The organism is Flammeovirga kamogawensis (assembly GCF_018736065.1).
Classification (GTDB): Bacteria; Bacteroidota; Bacteroidia; order Cytophagales; family Flammeovirgaceae; genus Flammeovirga; species Flammeovirga kamogawensis.
On record NZ_CP076128.1, the window covers coordinates 450,612 to 467,824 of the forward strand.

Genomic DNA, 17,213 nt, shown 5'->3' on the forward strand with positions numbered 1-17,213 from the left:
ATTATTTGATGGCAAACCGATCAAATAATTAGTTTGTGATTAGATAAAGTAAAAGGGTTCTAGAAACCAATTGATACACCACCCATAAAAGTTCTAGCGGCAGGGTAGTTGTTGTAATCAATTCCAATAGGAGGAACTTGATTACCACCTGCAGGTGCATTTACTTCAGGATCGTACCCAGAATAATCTGTAATCACAAATAGATTTTGACCAGATGCGTAAACTCTAATATTCCTAATATGCTTTACTTTGTTCATGTTGAAAGTATAACCTAATGTCATATTAGATAACCTAAAGAAAGAAGCATCTTCAATAAATTTAGAATTGTACCCTGTCTGGCGGATACCTTCATCTACAGCATTTTTCATAACATTATAAGTACTTCCTTCGCCATATAGATCATTAGTAGAAGAAAATTCTAAAGCTGTATTGTTAAAGACTTGATGACCAAATGCTCCATTAAAGAAGATATTTAAATCCCAGTTTCCATAGTTAAATGTATTATTGAAACCTAAAGTCCAAGATGGAACCGCTTGCCCTAACACTTCACTTTCTTCAGATACAATAGCATTACCACTTTCATCAAGACCCTGATAAACAAGGCCATAAAAAGTACCATAAGGTAAACCAGGTTTGATTACTTGAGAGAACTGACCAACTTGACCACGGCCTCCAACTGCACCAGTCAATATTTCGTCATAATCACCAATGTTTTTTACTTCATTTTCATTATAAGCAGCTACTATTCCTGTAGTCCATGTAAATTTATCTTTCGAGATATTCACTGTATTTAAAGCAAATTCTACACCTTGGTTGTTAAGTTCACCAACATTCTGTAGATAGACATCTACTGGAGCGGGTTGAGGAGCTTGTAATTCTAACAGTAAGTTACTTGTATTTTTCTGGTAGAAATCTACAGAACCATAAAGAATACCGTTAAAGAATTCGTAGTCTACGCCAAAGTTTAACTGACGAGTTTCTTCCCATTGTAAATCTGGATTAGCATAATTATTATACGTTACACCAGAACCAATACCTACTGCACTATATCCTTTATCACCTGATAGGGTAGGTAAAGAGCGGTAGTTACCAATTTCTTGAGAACCCGTAACACCCCAACCTGCACGTAATTTTAAATCACTTACAACGTCACTATTTTTCAAGAAATCTTCTTCGGCAATTCTCCAAGCAGCAGAAACAGAAGGGAATACACCCCACTTATTATTAGCTCCAAATCTAGAAGAACCGTCAGCTCTTACTGTAGCAGTAACTACATACTTATCTTTATAACTCATATTTGCCCTACCTAACCAAGAAATTAACTTGCTAGACTCTTTATAAGAATCTACTATAACAGCACCATTTGCTGCATTTAAGTTATGTTCTGCAGTTTCATCAATGTCAAAACCAGTAGCATTTGCACCGTTGTATTCACGACCAAACTCTTGGAAAGTATAACCAGCTAAAGCATTTAATTTAAAATCACCAAAAGATTTAGTATAGTTTAAAGTACCTTCAAGAAGCACGTTATGTAAGAAATTATTTCTAACATCAGCAGAGCCATTTCCTTTACCAACCCATTCAATTGAACCAGGTAAATAAGCTGTTCTTTTTGCCGATGTAAGATCACCACCTAGGTTAATTTTACCAGTCAAGCCTTTCATTAATTCAGCTTCTACAAACACATTACCTAAAACTCTTTGTGTATTTGTAAAATCTCTTACAGACATTGCCATGGTATATGGATTTTTTTCTAATTGATTAGAAGAAGAAAAATCTGTTGGTAAAAGAGGAGACATACGTAGCATATTATTAATAACACCACCATCTAAAGCACCTCCAACACCATAGGGAAGGTTATTATTTTTAGTGAATGATCCCATCATATTAGCTCCTAAAGTAACTTTGTCTGCTAATTTTTGAGTGATATTCATTCTACCTCCAATTCTTTCCATACCAGAATTGATCATAATACCTTCTTGGTTTAAATAGTTAACCGAGAACCTGTATTGTGTGTTTTTATTGCCTCCAGAAACACCAAGATTATGATTTTGAGTAATTGCTTCTCTAGTCATAGCATCTTGCCAATCTGTATTTGCATCTAAATCTAAAGGATTTGAACCTTCAGCAGCGGTTGCCGCTCTGTACTCACTAGCAGAAAGTACACCTACTTTTTTAGCAATAGTAGATACACCAACGTAAGCGTCATAATCTACTTTCGCAATACCTTCTTTTCCTTTTTTAGTGGTAATGATAATTACACCATTAGCACCACGAGCACCATATATGGCTGTTGCTGAAGCATCTTTTAACACATCAAACGATTCAATATCATTTGGGTTGATAGATGCTAGAGGGTTTTTTGAAGCCGAAGCAGAATATACGCCAGCTGTACCAGGATCTGAAGCTGTATTGTCTATAGGAAAGCCATCTATCACGTAAAGAGGCTCATTTGATGCAGTAAGAGATGTACCTCCACGCACTCGAATGTTTACACCTGCACCCGGTTCTCCAGAAGAAGGAGTCATCTGTACGCCTGCAATTTTTCCTTGAATCAATTGATCTGGAGAGGCAACAACACCTTGGTTAAAATCTTCTGATTTAATAGAAGACATTGCACCAGTGACATCTTTTTTCTCCATTTGTCCGTAGCCAACAACCACAACTTCTTCTAGTTGTTCTGCATCAACTTCTAATTTAATTTCGAAAGTAGATTTATTACCAATAGTGATATCTTTATCAAAATAGCCAATATAAGAAATCAATAATGCTTCTGCAGAGGCAGGTAGACTTAGTTTAAACTTTCCTTCAAAGTCAGATGTTGTTCCAGATGAAGTGCCTTTGATAATAATATTAACCCCCGGCATTGGTTGGTTGGTTTCATCTAGAATTACACCACTTATGTTACGGTCTTGTGCATAAGCATCAAATAAATTTAGCAATACAAGGACAGTGAAGAAACAAAAAAATTGTAATCTTTTTCTCATTAGTTATGTAGTTTTTCGGCAATGAATAGTTGCTTTCATTTCATTGTCAGTGAATATTTAGTTAGACTTTTTGTATAGCGATAGTAATTATAATTATTAGAGAGCTCGAGCTAGTTACTATAGTTTGTCAGTACAATTCTATTACTAAATAAGGGCATATGCAAATGAAGAATTAATGAGAATACATGTAAAAATTGCACTTTAAGATGTTGTGTAATCATGTGCAACAATTAAGAGAAGAAAAGTGCTTTTTCAACCGGTTTCTGATAGAGGTTAACGGATTTATAAATACGTTGCTCTTGTTTAGAAACCTGTTGCGCAACCTGTTGTTGAAAGTTATAAATTGTACCAAATACATTTAAATAGTTGGATAATTTACGCATCTAAAAAAATTAGAAAAAATTAAAAATAAACAGTAAATCAATGTCATATGCTTTAAAAATCCATAGAAAACCATGAATTATTACAATTTGTAACTATCTTGCGGCGTGCTTATCAAGAATGACAGAGAGAACGGGCTCGTAGATGTCATGGCAACCGTTGTTCCCAACGAAAGGTGCCAAATCCCGCTTCGGAAGTGTCCGAGAAAGATGAGCTGTAACATTCGTTTTTAGGATGAATTGTCTCAGAAATTAAGCACGTTTTTATCTCCTTATAAATAGATAAGGGGTATGTGAAACGTAACTTTCAAATAGTAAGATGTCAGAACAACTTAAGCAAATCGCTAAAGAACGTGTGTTGATCTTAGATGGTGCAATGGGTACCATGATCCAACGTCATAAATTAGGTGAAGAAGATTATAGAGGAGATCGTTTTAAAGATCATCCATGTGATGTAAAAGGTAACAACGATATGTTATCTATTACACAACCTGAGATAATTAGAGATATTCACCGCCAATATTTTAAAGCGGGTTCAGATATAGTAGAAACAAACACGTTTTCTGGTACTACCATTGCTATGGCAGATTACCAAATGGAAGCGGATGTTTATGAATTAAATTATGCTTCTGCCAAATTAGCAAAAGAAGCAGCAGCAGAATTTACAGCAGCAGAACCAGATAAACCAAGGTTTGTTGCTGGTGCTGTTGGACCAACAAACAGAACAGCTTCTATTTCTCCAGATGTAAATGACCCTGGATATAGAGCCGTAACTTTTGATGATCTTGTTGAAGCTTACTATTTACAAGTTCAAGGTTTAGCAGAGGGTGGAGCTGATACAATCTTAATTGAGACAGTTTTTGATACCTTAAATTGTAAAGCAGCTTTATTTGCTGCAGATAAATTTTTCACAGATTTTGAAGAAGGAAAAGTAGTTTCTGCTGCCCCAAAAGGTAGAGAAGCAGAATTCCCCAATAAATATAAAGGAGAACGTTTGCCATTGATGGTTTCTGGAACAATTACAGATGCATCTGGTAGAACGTTATCAGGACAGGTAGTTGAAGCATTTTGGAACTCTATATGCCACGCAGACTTATTTAGTGTAGGTTTAAACTGTGCGTTAGGAGCTGATTTACTCCGTCCATATATTCAAGAATTATCTCGTGTTGCAGACATTAATGTTTCTGCTTATCCGAATGCTGGTCTTCCAAACGAATTTGGAGAGTACGATCAAACTTCTGATGAAATGAGTGCCATTTTAGAATCTTTTGATGGATTGGTAAATATCATTGGTGGGTGTTGTGGTACAACTCCAGATCATATAGAAGGTATTGCGAATACATTCAAGAAAGCGAGCGTAAGAGCACTTCCTGTTCACGAACCTTATTTACGTTTAAGTGGTTTAGAGCCAATTACAATTAAGCCAGATAGCATTTTTGTAAATGTAGGTGAGCGTGCAAACGTAACAGGTTCTGCTAAATTCCGTCGTTTAATTGAAAATGGCGATTTTGAAGCAGCTGTAGAAGTGGCCCGTCATCAAGTAGAAGGTGGTGCACAGATTATTGATGTAAACATGGATGAAGGTATGTTAGATTCTGAGGCGTGTATGACACGTTTCTTAAATTTAATTGCCGCAGAGCCAGACATTGCTAAACTTCCAGTAATGGTCGATTCCTCTAAATGGAATATCATTGAGGCAGGGTTAAAGACATTACAAGGTAAAGGAATTGTAAACTCGATCTCTTTAAAAGAAGGAGAAGAAGATTTTATATATAAAGCTACTTTAATCAAAAAGTACGGAGCTGCAGTTGTAGTAATGGCTTTTGATGAAGAAGGACAAGCTGACAACTTCGAAAGAAGAAAAGAAATTTGTGGTAGATCGTATGATATCTTGGTTAATAAAGTAGGATTTCCACCTCAAGACATCATTTTTGACCCGAACATTCTAGCAGTTGCAACAGGTATTGAAGAACACAATAACTATGCAGTTGATTTTATTGAGGGTACACGTTGGATAAAAGAAAACCTTCCGCATGCATTAGTAAGTGGTGGTGTATCTAATATTTCATTCTCGTTTAGAGGAAATAATGGTGTACGTGAAGCAATGCACTCTGCCTTTTTATACCATGCAGGTAAAGCAGGTATGGATATGGGTATTGTAAATGCAGGTATGATTGAAGTGTATCAAGAAATACCTAAAGATTTATTAGAGTATGTAGAAGATGTTCTTTTAAACAGAAGAGATGACGCTACAGAACGCTTAGTAGATTTTGCTGAGACGGTTAAATCAAAAGGAAAGAAAAAAGAAGTTGATTTAACTTGGAGAGAAAATCCTGTTGCAAAACGCCTTTCGCATGCATTGGTAAAAGGTATTGTTGAATTTATTGACGAAGATGTTGAGGAAGCACGTCAATCATTCAATAGACCAATTGAGGTAATTGAAGGACCTTTAATGGATGGAATGAACGTAGTAGGTGATTTATTTGGAGAAGGTAAAATGTTCCTTCCTCAGGTAGTGAAATCTGCTCGTGTAATGAAGAAAGCCGTAGCTATTCTTATTCCTTATATTGAAGAAGAAAAAGAAAAAAATCCGAATGCATCAGCCTCTTCGTCAGCAGGTAAAATCTTGATGGCTACTGTAAAAGGTGATGTTCATGATATTGGTAAAAATATTGTATCGGTAGTTTTGGCGTGTAACAACTTCGAAATAATTGATTTAGGGGTAATGGTTCCTCTAGATAAAATTATTAGAACTGCAGAAGAAGAAAATGTAGATGTAATTGGACTTAGTGGTCTTATTACGCCATCATTAGATGAGATGGTTTATGTAGCAGACGAATTAGAGCGAAAGGGCTTAAATTTCCCTGTTATGATTGGTGGTGCTACAACTTCTAGAATTCATACAGCTGTAAAGATTGACCCTAAATATTCTGGTTCTGTTGTTCACGTTTTGGATGCGTCTAAATCTGTGCCGATTGCTTCTGCTTTTGTATCAGAAAATAAAGAGTATAGAGAAGAGGTAATTCAAGAATTTAAAGAAGAATACGCAGCTTTAAGAATTTCTCATGCAAAACGTCAATCAGCTAAAAAATTAATTTCTATAGCAGATGCACGTAAGAATAAGGTAGATATTGATTGGAAAACAACACCAATTACAAAACCATCTTTCTTAGGAGTTAAGAAATTTGAGGCATATGATTTAGAAGAAATTTCTAGCTTTATAGATTGGACACCTTTCTTCCAAACATGGGAATTAGCAGGCCGTTTTCCTGCCATCTTAACTGATGAAGTTGTAGGTAAAGAAGCAACGGATTTATTTAAAGATGCAAAAGCGCTCTTAAAAGAGATAGTTGATAATAAACTATTACAAGCTAATGCTGTAGTAGGTTTCTTCCCTGCCAATAGCATTAACGATGATGATATTGCGCTGTATGATTTTAAAGAAGAAGATGTTGAATTACCAGATGCAGAGCATCATCATTCAACATTTTATAGAGAAAACAGAGAGAAGCAAACAGGTACATTATGTCATTTAAGACAACAGAATAAAAAAGCAGCAGGTAAACCAAACTTCTGTTTGAGTGATTTTGTTGCCCCAGTAGAATCTGGAAGAAATGATTACGTTGGAGCATTTGCTGTTACAGCAGGTATTGGTATTGACGCTTTAGTAGAGAAATTTGAAGCAGATCATGATGATTACAATAGTATTATGGTAAAAGCTCTTGCTGATAGATTGGCAGAAGCATTTACAGAATTAATGCATCAAAAGGTAAGAAAAGAGATTTGGGGATATGCTAAAGATGAAATCCATGATAATGAGGAATTAATTGATGAAAAATATCAAGGTATTCGTCCTGCTCCAGGTTATCCAGCTTGTCCAGATCATACGGAGAAAGACAAACTATTTGCTTTGTTAGATGTTGAAAAGAACATTGGAGTTTCTTTAACTTCTAGTTATGCAATGACTCCTGCAGCATCTGTAAGTGGTTGGTATTTTGCTAACGAAAATTCACGTTATTTCGGTCTTGGAAAGATCAATAAAGATCAAGTAGAAGATTATGCTAAACGTGTAGAGAAAGAAGAGCATATAATGGAACGTTGGTTAGGAAGTGTATTGAGTTACTAGTCAATTCATATTCTAAAATATAATAACACAGTATATATTGGTATTACCAAATATTATATACTGTGTTTTTTTTATTTAAAAGTTAAAACTGTTCTTGATAATACAAACTTTAAATTTTACATCATGAACAAAAAAATAACCCTAGCTATTGTACTATTAATTAGTAGTATTACTTTTTGTAACGCACAAAAATACCTTAAGGCTATTGATCAATCTACAAACCTTTTAAATGTAGAAAAACACCAAGACATTAAATCTTATAAATGGTTGAATAAACCTCAAAATCACACTTTTTCTGATAATAAACTGATTATTGAGGCAGGGGAGAATACAGATTATTTTAATAATCCAGAAACGAATAAAATAAGCTCAAATGCACCTTTTCTTTACAATGAAGTAGAGGGTGACTTTGTCGCAACAGTTTTAATTAAACCGGATCTATCTTCTGTTTGGAATGCTTGCGGAGTAATGGTCTATTTTGATTCATTAAACTGGATTAAGTTTGAGTTCGAAAATTCTGACGCAACGGGGAATAGTATTGTTTCTGTCGTTACTAAGGAATTGTCAGATGATTCTAATGGGGCTATTTTGAATAAAACAGACCATGTATGGTTAAGGGTAACAAGAAAAGGAGATGTTTACTCAATGTTCTGGTCGAATGATGGAGTCGATTATAAAATGGCTCGTTTAGTTTCGATGAAAGGACATGAAAAGGTCTATTTCGGATTAGAAGCTCAATGTCCAGCGTCTGAGCCTAAAGAGCATTCATTTCTTTATTACTCTTTAGAGAAGCGTACAATAAAGAATGTTAGAACAGGTAAGTAATTACTATTATCTTTTTAGACAAGTTTATTTGTACTAAAGTACTTTAAAAATAAACGGATAATATTAATAATTTTTTCTTGAATTGTATTTCCTTAAAAGATTATGATTAAATCATAATATTATTGGCTTGTGTTCTTCAAATTTTTATTATTTTGCCTTAGCGTATTCAATACGTTAAGGCATTTTATTTTTATGAAAAACCTATAATTACTTATGCATAAAATCGTCACATTAGAGAATGCAGTTCTCCAGGTAAAAATATCTAGAGATGGAGCAGAATTGCACTCAATTTATCATAAACAACATCAGCACGAATATCTTTGGCAAGCAGATAAAAATGTTTGGGGAAGGCATGCTCCTGTTCTTTTCCCAATAGTTGGTCAAGTAGAAGATGGAGTTTATGAAGTAGATGGAATTACATATAAATTACCTCAGCATGGATTTGCTAGAGATATGGAGCACAAGTTAATTACTCAAGATGAGTTGTCTTGTATCTTCGAATTGCGTTTTAATCACGAAACAATGGAGAAGTATCCTTATAAGTTTGTGTTTAGAACGATATATGAAATCAAAAATAATAAACTATCAATAAGCTATCAGGTGGATAATTTAGATACAGAAGAAATTTATTTCTCTGTTGGTGCACACCCTGGTTTTAATACTGATTTTATAAAAGATACTTCTTTTGAAGACTATACAATTGAATTTTCTGAGCAAGAGGAATTTCAACAACTTCTTTTAGATGACGGGTTAAGAAGTGGGGCAATAAAAGAGAATGCTCTAAATGGTAGTAAATTCTTGCCTCTACATTATGATACCTTTAAGGATGATGCTTTAATTTTTGATCATTTTAAATCAGAATACTTAGATATTTTTACTAAAAGAGATGAATCTAGAAAACTAAGAATTGGCTTTAAAAATTGGCCTCTTTTAGGAATTTGGACTCCTGTTGGGAAAGAAGCAAATTTTGTTTGTATAGAACCATGGTATGGCGTAGCAGATCTTAGAGACGAAAGTCATGATTTTAAAGAAAAATATGCCAACCAAAAATTACCAGAAGGAGAGACTTTCGGGTGTACATTTACGGTAGAAATTATCGATACAGACGATTAATGATAGAAAATAAAGAAGGAGTTTGGGAAGAAGAACAAATTGTAACTTCTTATCAAATCGGGCCTAATTATACATTAAAACCTACATCTATTTCAGAATTGTTTCAAGAAGCAGCAGGAAATCATTCTAATGCTGAACAATTTGGTTTAAGAGAAATGATGGCAATTGGTAAAGCTTGGGTATTAGGTAGTTATAAATATCGTGTAAAACGTTGGCCAAAATGGACAGAGAAGCTATTAATGCAAACTTGGGTGCATGATGTCCAGAAGTTTTCATCACAGCGTAATTTTCAACTAGTTGATGTAAAAGGAAATATAATTATTCAAGGTACTTCTAATTGGTTTGGTTTGGATATGAAAAAACGTAGGCCAACACCAATAGAAGAATTTGTTGATAGAATTACACCAAGAGCAGATATTTCTTGTATTTCATCTCCATCTCGACTAAAGGGTATTGAAAGAGTAGATTTTTCTTTGAAGAAAAAAGCAATGTATTCTGATTTAGACCCTGTAAATCACGTAAATAATATAAAGTATTTTGAATGGATGCTAGATAGTTTGCCTCACACCTACAAAACTGAAAAGATGCTGACGGATGTAGAAATAAATTACGTTACTGAAGTAGTATTAGATGAAGAGGTAAATGTTGTAAGTGAAGTTACAGAAGAAGAGGGAGTAACAAAAGTGATTACTTGTATAATGAAACAAGAAGGAGTGAAGCCAGCATGTATTATTCATACAAATTGGAAATAAAACACTTTTGATATAAGACATTTAAAGCACTAGGGAGTACATCTTTAGTGCTTTTTTAATTAAAATATCAAATTATGATTAGTTAGTTTCAAATTATAATCAAAAACAAGTATTGTGGAGAAATTTTGTAACATTGTTGAGAGAAGACGAGTATAAACAGTCATAATTAATCTTAAAAAATATCAAAATTTTTAAAAACATGAATACTTTAAATGTAGCTTCTTTACACTTCGAACATACAGTATGGGTTAAAGAATTATCTTTTTATAAAGAACAAATTAAATTATATGCTGATAGAGTTGAAGAATTAACTGTTAAAAATAATAAGCAAGAAATTAGAGAAGAACTTACTCAATTTAAAAATCAATTTATCGCTCAAAACGAAGTAATTGATACATTAAATCATAAAATTAAATTACAAGAAGAAGAGTTAGTTGCTGCAGAAAAAGAAAATCCAATTAAAGCTTCAAAGACAAAATTTGAGGACCAAGAAGGAATGTATTCAGAAATGGCAAAATTTCATTCAATTTACAATGAATTGAAAGTTAAATTCTTACGTTTCTGTGAAGAGTGGATGTAATAGTTACTTTATAGATATAAATAAGAAAGGGTAGTGAATTGTTTAGATAATTCGCTACCCTTTTTTCTATTTCAAGACCAATTTGTTTTCATTTGGATAAATGAGGTTATTCCTTTCAAAAATAGCAGAATCTAATGTCTGATATATTCCATGAATACTCTCAATGGAGACATCAATTACATAACGTCTGTGTCGGTCTTGAACTTCATCTTCAAAAGTTTCTAATAAATTAAATTTCCTAGTTTTTAATTCATGTTTAGCCACTTTGAAAATTTCTGAGACAATTAAAGAATCACCTTTCAGGCAATCTCTTCTATAAGTTTTCAAAAAGAGAAAGACAGATGATTTTTTTTCTGAATTGATTTCAGGAATGGAGTTGCCTTTTTGAGCTTTAGACTTTTCAATTGAAAAAAAGAATGTGATGGTTAATAAAAATAATAGTTTTAAAATCATAGTTAAGGGATTTAATCAATATTCAAAACTGCTAGTATAATTCGAAAACATTCATTTTTTTGAAAAAGTTTACATTGTAAGATATTTCTTAAAAATGCTTTACTCTACTTCTCACTTCATCCTTCTTTCCATTGTTAAACACTTTGTGATAAGCACCTGTAATATAGCCTGTTACTCTTCGTAATGTGATGATTTCTTGAGATCCACATTTGTTACATTTTAGATCGGTAAAAACATCTTCATTATCGCACGATAGACAGCGGTCTTTCTGAATATTGGTAGCAAAATAATATACCCCTTCATTCATTGCACCTCTAATTAAATCTTTATAAAGATGAGGTGTCTTTGTAATTTCCGATCTTAATTCTACATAAGTTATTGAACCTCCAGTACAATAATTATGATAAGGAGCTTCTAATGCAATTTTATCTACGTAATTGATATTGTGCCATACTGGAATATGAAAGGAATTAGTAATAAATTCTTTATCAAAAATACCTTTAACCCGACCGTATTGTTCTTGTAATTGTTTTGCAAAACGATGGCATAAACTTTCAGCAGGAGTAGCGTATAAAGAGATGTTTAATCGCCTTCTTTCAGATTCAACTTCACACAATTCAGAAAGCTCTTTTATTAACGCTAACATGTTTTTCTGAACCTGATCAGACTCTCCATGATGCTTTCCAAACAACAATAATGCTGCTTCTGCAATACCAATAAACCCAAGAGCAAGTGTACCAGAATAAAGAATGTCTCCAATTTTAGTCATTTCATCATAGGGTTTATTATGTTTCCATATACCGTTTTTGTACATAAAAGGAGCAGAGCCCATTAACTGTTTACGCTGCCATCTTAGACGAACTTCCATCATATCAATTCCAGTATATGCCATCTCTTTTACCATTACTTTAAAGTCTTCCCAGTTGCCTGTTTCCATGGCATATTTAGGTAAGTTCATAGTAACAGGAGATAAATTGCCTCTTCCAGATTTGCCGTTAGAACCGTGCTGGTTTTTTCCAAGTCGAGTTCTACAACCCATAGTGGCAGGTATTAAGTCAGGGTCAATTTTTCCATTTTTATCAACTACATCATATATTTCTTTATGTGTATTTACATAATTAGGATACACCCTTTTTATAGAGCATTCATTGGCTAAGGCAAAGAGTTTTTCGTTTATAATTTTCCCATTCTCCTCTCTATATTGCCAAATTTGAATAGGAAAAATTGGAGTTGTTTTTTTCTCTCCTATACCTTCTAATGTAGCTTTTAAAAGACACTTAATAAATAATTGCCCTTCTTTAGAAGTGTCACAACCATAGTTAATAGACACAAATGGTAATTGATTTCCTGCTCTACTTTCTAGATGATTTAAGTTATGAAGAAAGGCTTCACAAGCTTGGTAAGTTTCTTCTTCAGTTTGTTCCCAAGCATATTTTTCAGAATTGGGAATGCCATATTTTAAAGCAGTTTTTTGATGTTTTTCAAAACTCATCTTTATAAATTTTCCCATATGGAAATCGAAAGCATTAATTGCTATTCCTCCAAACTGTGCATTACTCTGGCATTGTAAAACCACTGCGGTTACTTGTAAAGCCGCTCTAATACTTTTGGGAGAACGCATTGTTCCATTTGTTGTATGGATCGCTTTACTGAGAATTTCTCCAATATCAATAAACATACAATTTTGCATACCCACTGCATAAGAGCTAAAATCGTGAATGTAAATCCAACCTTCTTCGTGCATTTTTAAATGCTTTTCTGGCAGTAAATATTGCTTTGCGTATTCTTTGGCAACCTCAGAAGACATACGGGTTAATTTAGCAGTAAATACCCCCTCAGGCATATTTGCGTTCTCATTTTCAATGTTTGTTAAGTTGATTGCTTCGTTTGCGAATCTTAAAATCTTGCTGTCAATTTGTTCTACCACTTTCAAAATGTTATAAGTTTTTAAAGGAAGTATTCTTGAGAATACATTGTCTTGAAGTTTGTAATTATAGGAGTGTGGGTATCAGTTAAACACGTAGCAAAGTGTTTAGTGATTCAACTTTTCACTCGAAGTTGTTTTACAAAGTTATTCATGGTAGGTCTTCTGACTTCTCTTCTTTTCATTATTACCTTCTCGATACAATCAATGGTATTAATAATGCATTTTAAAGAGTTACAGCTGCGAGGACAGTTCTAGATTTACACTAGATTCCCTGTTATTTCTTTGGTATTCTGAAACCATGAATACTTAAATTTGTAGGATAAAAAGAGAAGTTGCACTGATGACAATCATTAAAATAAGTTTGGAAAATAAGCGCCTTAGAAACCATCTATTTTAAGGCATTTTTTGATATCAATTTTTATATGAAAAACTAAAAATTTATCTTCACGTTTTAGTTTTGATTTGTAGGTAACTGCATAATTAAAGTTTTTGTGTGGCCTAATTTTAAAATAATATATATGAAACAACTTTTAGTGTTTAGCCTATTTTTTATTACTCTTCCGTTCCTGATAATTTCATGTGATAGAGAACATGTAGAACCGCAACCAAATCCAGAAGGGTATAATTTAATAGATGGAACATATATTTATAATGATGGGGTAACTGATATGAAAGCGACCTTGATTGACTTTACGTTTCATAATGCAATGAAAGATGTAAACTCTCCAGAAATAACTTCTATGCATGGAGATTATGTTCAAATGAAAGGAGACGATGCTGAATTTCAAGTTGTAACTACAATTGGTGAAGTTCAGGTAAATCAGCTTATATATTTAGAACAAGCAGATGTTACGCATATGTTGTTCAAATATGAGGGGAAAACATACAGAATGACAAAACAATAATAAACTGTTTCTAATAATAAAAAATCATCCTAATGTATTATTTATCGGTAGATGAAGTAAAGTCACTTTGTACTTTAGAGACATATAAAATAAAAGACTTTTTATTAGATAAGAAGGAATGCTTTGTATTCAATCTTAATCAATTATTTGATGCCGTTAAACAAGGTAAAGTTAAAAATGAGGCTTTAAATATGTATGTTAAGAAAAATAGTACACGACTACATATTTTACATGATGAAGCTCAACAACTATCTAATGAAGGGCTGGGTTTTCCTATAATTATTCCTCAATTCCCTCATTTTAGAACTGCAGAACATTTGTATCAGATTATAAAATTAGATCCAGAAAAAGGGGATGATGTTGTAGAAAAACAATTAATAATTTTAGATCAAACAGCAGGTGAGAGTGCAAAAAGAATTGGTGAGAGAAGAGAAGAAATGCGTTTCTTTTGGAGATCCTCTTATATTCTTAGAGAATGGGAAATGAGAGATTTACCCTTCTCATCCTATAAAGAAAAACATTGGGAAGCACTCACAGAAATAGTGAATGCTATGTGGTATACTTTGGTCATGAAATTAGCGAGTAACCGTAAAGAATTTGGAAGAGTGCTGCTAAAAAATGGAGCAGCTAATCAAGCTCCTATAGTACAAATTTCTTCAGAATTGAGGAAACCTGATGTCTTTTGGTCAACAAAAATTGAACGGAATGGTAATCTTTCTGGGTTAAATGTTTTTGGTAAATTAGTAGCTAGACTGCGTGATAAATACAGATTAGAGTTACTAGAAAAAACTGGACGTTTTAACCTTCTAAATGTGACTCCTCCATTTAATATTAATGTTTTTGGTGGGGAAATCGGAACGGTAGATTTTAATGAATAGTCTTTACTTAGAAATTGATATATAAAAAACACCTCCTTACTACCAAATTAGTTTTAAGGAGGTGTTTTTCTTTTAAGCGGATATATCTAGCTGCTTACTTTGATAAAGCAGGAGTGAAATCCATATTAAACCAAGCAAAAGCAAATAGATCGGCATAACCATCAATAATCATGTCTGTAGGTTTACCTGCACCATGTCCTGCATTTGATTCAATGCGAATTAGGATTGGATTATTACCTCCATCATCATGTTGTAATTGTGCAGCAAATTTAAACGAATGTGCAGGAACAACTCTATCGTCGTGATCAGCTGTAGTAATCATTGTGGCAGGGTAAATAGTTCCTTTTTTTACGTTGTGGTATGGAGAGTAACCTCTAAGATATTCGAACATTTCTTTAGAGTCTTCTGCTGTACCATAATCGTATGCCCAACCTGCTCCAGCAGTAAATTTATTATAACGAAGCATATCTAAAACACCAACAGCAGGGAAAGCTACTTGCATTAAATCTGGTTGTTGTGTCATTACAGCACCAACAAGTAAACCACCATTAGAACCACCTCTTATGGCTAATTTTTCAGTTGAAGTATACTTTTCTTTCTTTAGGTATTTTGCAGCAGCAATAAAGTCATCAAAAACATTTTGCTTTTGCATTTTTGTACCAGCAGTATGCCATTTTTCTCCATATTCACCACCACCACGTAAGTTAGCAACAGCATAAATCCCACCATTTTCTAACCAAACAATATTGGCTGTATTAAAACTTGGCTGAAGCGATACATTAAATCCACCATAACCATAAAGAATTGTAGGATTTTGTCCGTCTTTCTTTAATCCTTTTTTATACGTGATGATCATTGGTACTTTTGTACCATCTTTAGACGTGTAAAAAACTTGCTCTGATGTGTATTCAGAAGGGTTGAATTTTACTTTAGATTTTAAATATTCTTTTGATTCACCCGACTTAATAGTGTATTCAAACGTAGTAGAAGGGTAGATATAAGAAGTGAAAGAGTAGAACAATGTTTTGTCTTCGTCTTCTCCATAAAAACCATTTGCAGTACCAAAACCAGGTAGTTTAATTTCTCTTTCTTTCTTGCCGTTTAAATCATATTGATAAACTTTAGAAACTGCATCTACCATATAATTAGCAAATAATTTTCCACCAGCCGTAGAAGCAGAAAGAACGTTTTCAGTTTCAGGAATAAGGTCTTTCCAATGAGCTAACTTAGGCTTTTTAGCACTTACAGTAACTACTTTCTGATTAGGTGCGTTGTAATCTGTTTGTATAAAAAGTTGATCTCCTTTAGAATACAATACGTAAGAGTTGTTGTCAAAATTATCAACCATTGTAACTATTGGAGCATTCTTTTTAGTCAGATCTTGAATATATAATTCATTTCCTGATGTATTTACAGAAGCCGAAATAATTAAATAGTGACTGTCATCTGTAACACTTCCTCCAATGTATCTTCTTGGTGTTTTTTCTCCTCCAAAAACAAGTTGATCAGTAGATTGCTTAGTACCTAATTTATGATACATCAATTTATGATGTTGTGTCATACCAGATAACTGAGATCCCTCTTTTGGTTTATCATAACTGCTGTAATAGAAACCTTCGTTTCCTTTCCAAGAGATACCTGTAAACTTAGCATCTAAAATAGGAGCTTCAACTTCTTTTTTTGAATCCGTAGAGATAATATGAATTGTTCTCCAATCAGATCCACCTGCAGATGTTGCATAAGCAGCAAGTTTACCATCTTTAGTAAATTTTATTGTTGAGAGAGAAGTCGTTCCATCTTCAGAAAATGTATTCGGGTCTAAGAAAACTTCTTCTTTATCACTATCAGCTTTCTTTCTATAAATTACATATTGATTTTGTAAGCCATCATTTTTATAGAAATACAACCAATCTCCATGTTTTCTAGGAGCGGTGATTTTCTCATAGTTCCAAAGCTCTGTTAAACGGTCAACTATACCTTGTTTATATGTAATTTGACTAAGGTATTTTTGTGTTAAAGCATTTTCTGCTTTCACCCATTCAGCCGTCTCTTCAGATTTATCATCTTCTAACCAACGGTACGGATCTTTAACTTCTTCTCCAAAATATGTAGTAACTACTACATCACGTTTTGTATCTGGATACGCCATTGTTGGGGGTTTTACTTCACAAGAGGTAATTGCAGCAGCACCTATTATTGGAGCAACTACTTTAAAAAATGTTTTCATGAGTGGGAAGTTGTTTATTTGTGATAATAAATTGATGGGTGAATTTATGAAAAACACTTG

General features: G+C 33.4%; 12 protein-coding genes and 2 riboswitches. Of the genes, 7 read left to right on the plus strand and 5 right to left on the minus strand.

Annotated elements, in window-relative coordinates:
• Positions 1-59: 59 nt before the first annotated feature.
• Together KM029_RS01810 and KM029_RS01815 are read right to left on the minus strand one after the other, a co-directional pair.
• A complete protein-coding gene (locus KM029_RS01810; protein ID WP_144075083.1) occupies positions 60-2,987 on the minus strand; it encodes a SusC/RagA family TonB-linked outer membrane protein in 2,928 nt (975 codons plus the stop codon).
• 230 nt (positions 2,988-3,217) lie between these two features.
• Positions 3,218-3,370 carry a hypothetical protein gene (locus tag KM029_RS01815; RefSeq protein WP_158631126.1) on the minus strand — a complete coding sequence of 51 codons (153 nt, stop codon included), beginning with the start codon at positions 3,368-3,370 and terminating at the stop codon, positions 3,218-3,220.
• Positions 3,371-3,476: 106 nt separating this feature from the next.
• A riboswitch (SAM riboswitch) is annotated at positions 3,477-3,584 on the plus strand.
• A 102-nt stretch (positions 3,585-3,686) separates the two neighbouring features.
• Between KM029_RS01815 and metH the strand changes: the two genes are divergently transcribed.
• The 5 genes from metH to KM029_RS01840 all read left to right on the plus strand — a co-directional run bounded on the left by metH (position 3,687) and on the right by KM029_RS01840 (position 10,763).
• Complete coding sequence (metH, locus tag KM029_RS01820) at positions 3,687-7,493, plus strand: methionine synthase (RefSeq protein ID WP_144075084.1); 3,807 nt, start codon at positions 3,687-3,689, stop codon at positions 7,491-7,493.
• A gap of 123 nt (positions 7,494-7,616) precedes the next feature.
• Entirely contained in the window at positions 7,617-8,318 is a 702-nt protein-coding gene (locus tag KM029_RS01825; RefSeq protein ID WP_144075085.1) for a DUF1349 domain-containing protein, read from the plus strand.
• A gap of 213 nt (positions 8,319-8,531) precedes the next feature.
• The gene (locus KM029_RS01830) at positions 8,532-9,431 is read left to right on the plus strand and encodes an aldose 1-epimerase family protein (RefSeq protein WP_144075086.1); all 900 of its coding nucleotides are present in this window, start codon (positions 8,532-8,534) and stop codon (positions 9,429-9,431) included.
• Positions 9,431-10,183: an acyl-[acyl-carrier-protein] thioesterase gene (locus KM029_RS01835; protein WP_144075087.1), complete on the plus strand. Its 753-nt coding sequence runs from the start codon at positions 9,431-9,433 to the stop codon at positions 10,181-10,183. Before KM029_RS01830 ends, KM029_RS01835 begins: the two co-directional genes overlap by 1 nt.
• Before the next feature lie 199 nt (positions 10,184-10,382).
• Positions 10,383-10,763 carry a hypothetical protein gene (locus tag KM029_RS01840; RefSeq protein ID WP_144075088.1) on the plus strand — a complete coding sequence of 127 codons (381 nt, stop codon included), beginning with the start codon at positions 10,383-10,385 and terminating at the stop codon, positions 10,761-10,763.
• 66 nt (positions 10,764-10,829) lie between these two features.
• On the opposite strand, the gene KM029_RS01845 is transcribed toward KM029_RS01840, so the two are convergent.
• Together KM029_RS01845 and nrdD are read right to left on the minus strand one after the other, a co-directional pair.
• Positions 10,830-11,216 (minus strand): hypothetical protein, encoded by a 387-nt coding sequence (locus tag KM029_RS01845; protein WP_144075089.1) that lies wholly within the window; start codon positions 11,214-11,216, stop codon positions 10,830-10,832.
• A gap of 88 nt (positions 11,217-11,304) precedes the next feature.
• Complete coding sequence (gene nrdD, locus KM029_RS01850) at positions 11,305-13,143, minus strand: anaerobic ribonucleoside-triphosphate reductase (protein WP_184679474.1); 1,839 nt, start codon at positions 13,141-13,143, stop codon at positions 11,305-11,307.
• Between the two features lie 135 nt (positions 13,144-13,278).
• Positions 13,279-13,459: riboswitch (cobalamin riboswitch) on the minus strand.
• Between the two features lie 202 nt (positions 13,460-13,661).
• Here nrdD and KM029_RS01855 point away from each other — a divergent pair.
• The gene (locus KM029_RS01855; RefSeq protein ID WP_144075091.1) at positions 13,662-14,048 is read left to right on the plus strand and encodes a hypothetical protein; all 387 of its coding nucleotides are present in this window, start codon (positions 13,662-13,664) and stop codon (positions 14,046-14,048) included.
• A gap of 32 nt (positions 14,049-14,080) precedes the next feature.
• A complete protein-coding gene (locus tag KM029_RS01860) occupies positions 14,081-14,926 on the plus strand; it encodes an NADAR family protein (RefSeq protein WP_144075092.1) in 846 nt (281 codons plus the stop codon).
• 94 nt (positions 14,927-15,020) lie between these two features.
• Here the strand turns inward: KM029_RS01860 and KM029_RS01865 are convergent, their stop codons facing one another.
• The gene (locus KM029_RS01865) at positions 15,021-17,153 is read right to left on the minus strand and encodes a prolyl oligopeptidase family serine peptidase (protein ID WP_205125456.1); all 2,133 of its coding nucleotides are present in this window, start codon (positions 17,151-17,153) and stop codon (positions 15,021-15,023) included.
• Positions 17,154-17,213: the final 60 nt, after the last annotated feature.

Excerpts from the sequence above, each read along its gene's own strand:
- KM029_RS01810 (WP_144075083.1), bottom strand. The coding sequence starts at position 2,987 with ATGAGAAAAAGATTACAATTTTTTTGTTTCTTCACTGTCCTTGTATTG.
- KM029_RS01815 (WP_158631126.1), bottom strand. The coding sequence starts at position 3,370 with ATGCGTAAATTATCCAACTATTTAAATGTATTTGGTACAATTTATAAC.
- metH (WP_144075084.1), top strand. The coding sequence starts at position 3,687 with ATGTCAGAACAACTTAAGCAAATCGCTAAAGAACGTGTGTTGATCTTA.
- KM029_RS01825 (WP_144075085.1), top strand. The coding sequence starts at position 7,617 with ATGAACAAAAAAATAACCCTAGCTATTGTACTATTAATTAGTAGTATT.
- KM029_RS01830 (WP_144075086.1), top strand. The coding sequence starts at position 8,532 with ATGCATAAAATCGTCACATTAGAGAATGCAGTTCTCCAGGTAAAAATA.
- KM029_RS01835 (WP_144075087.1), top strand. The coding sequence starts at position 9,431 with ATGATAGAAAATAAAGAAGGAGTTTGGGAAGAAGAACAAATTGTAACT.
- KM029_RS01840 (WP_144075088.1), top strand. The coding sequence starts at position 10,383 with ATGAATACTTTAAATGTAGCTTCTTTACACTTCGAACATACAGTATGG.
- KM029_RS01845 (WP_144075089.1), bottom strand. The coding sequence starts at position 11,216 with ATGATTTTAAAACTATTATTTTTATTAACCATCACATTCTTTTTTTCA.
- KM029_RS01855 (WP_144075091.1), top strand. The coding sequence starts at position 13,662 with ATGAAACAACTTTTAGTGTTTAGCCTATTTTTTATTACTCTTCCGTTC.
- KM029_RS01860 (WP_144075092.1), top strand. The coding sequence starts at position 14,081 with ATGTATTATTTATCGGTAGATGAAGTAAAGTCACTTTGTACTTTAGAG.
- KM029_RS01865 (WP_205125456.1), bottom strand. The coding sequence starts at position 17,153 with ATGAAAACATTTTTTAAAGTAGTTGCTCCAATAATAGGTGCTGCTGCA.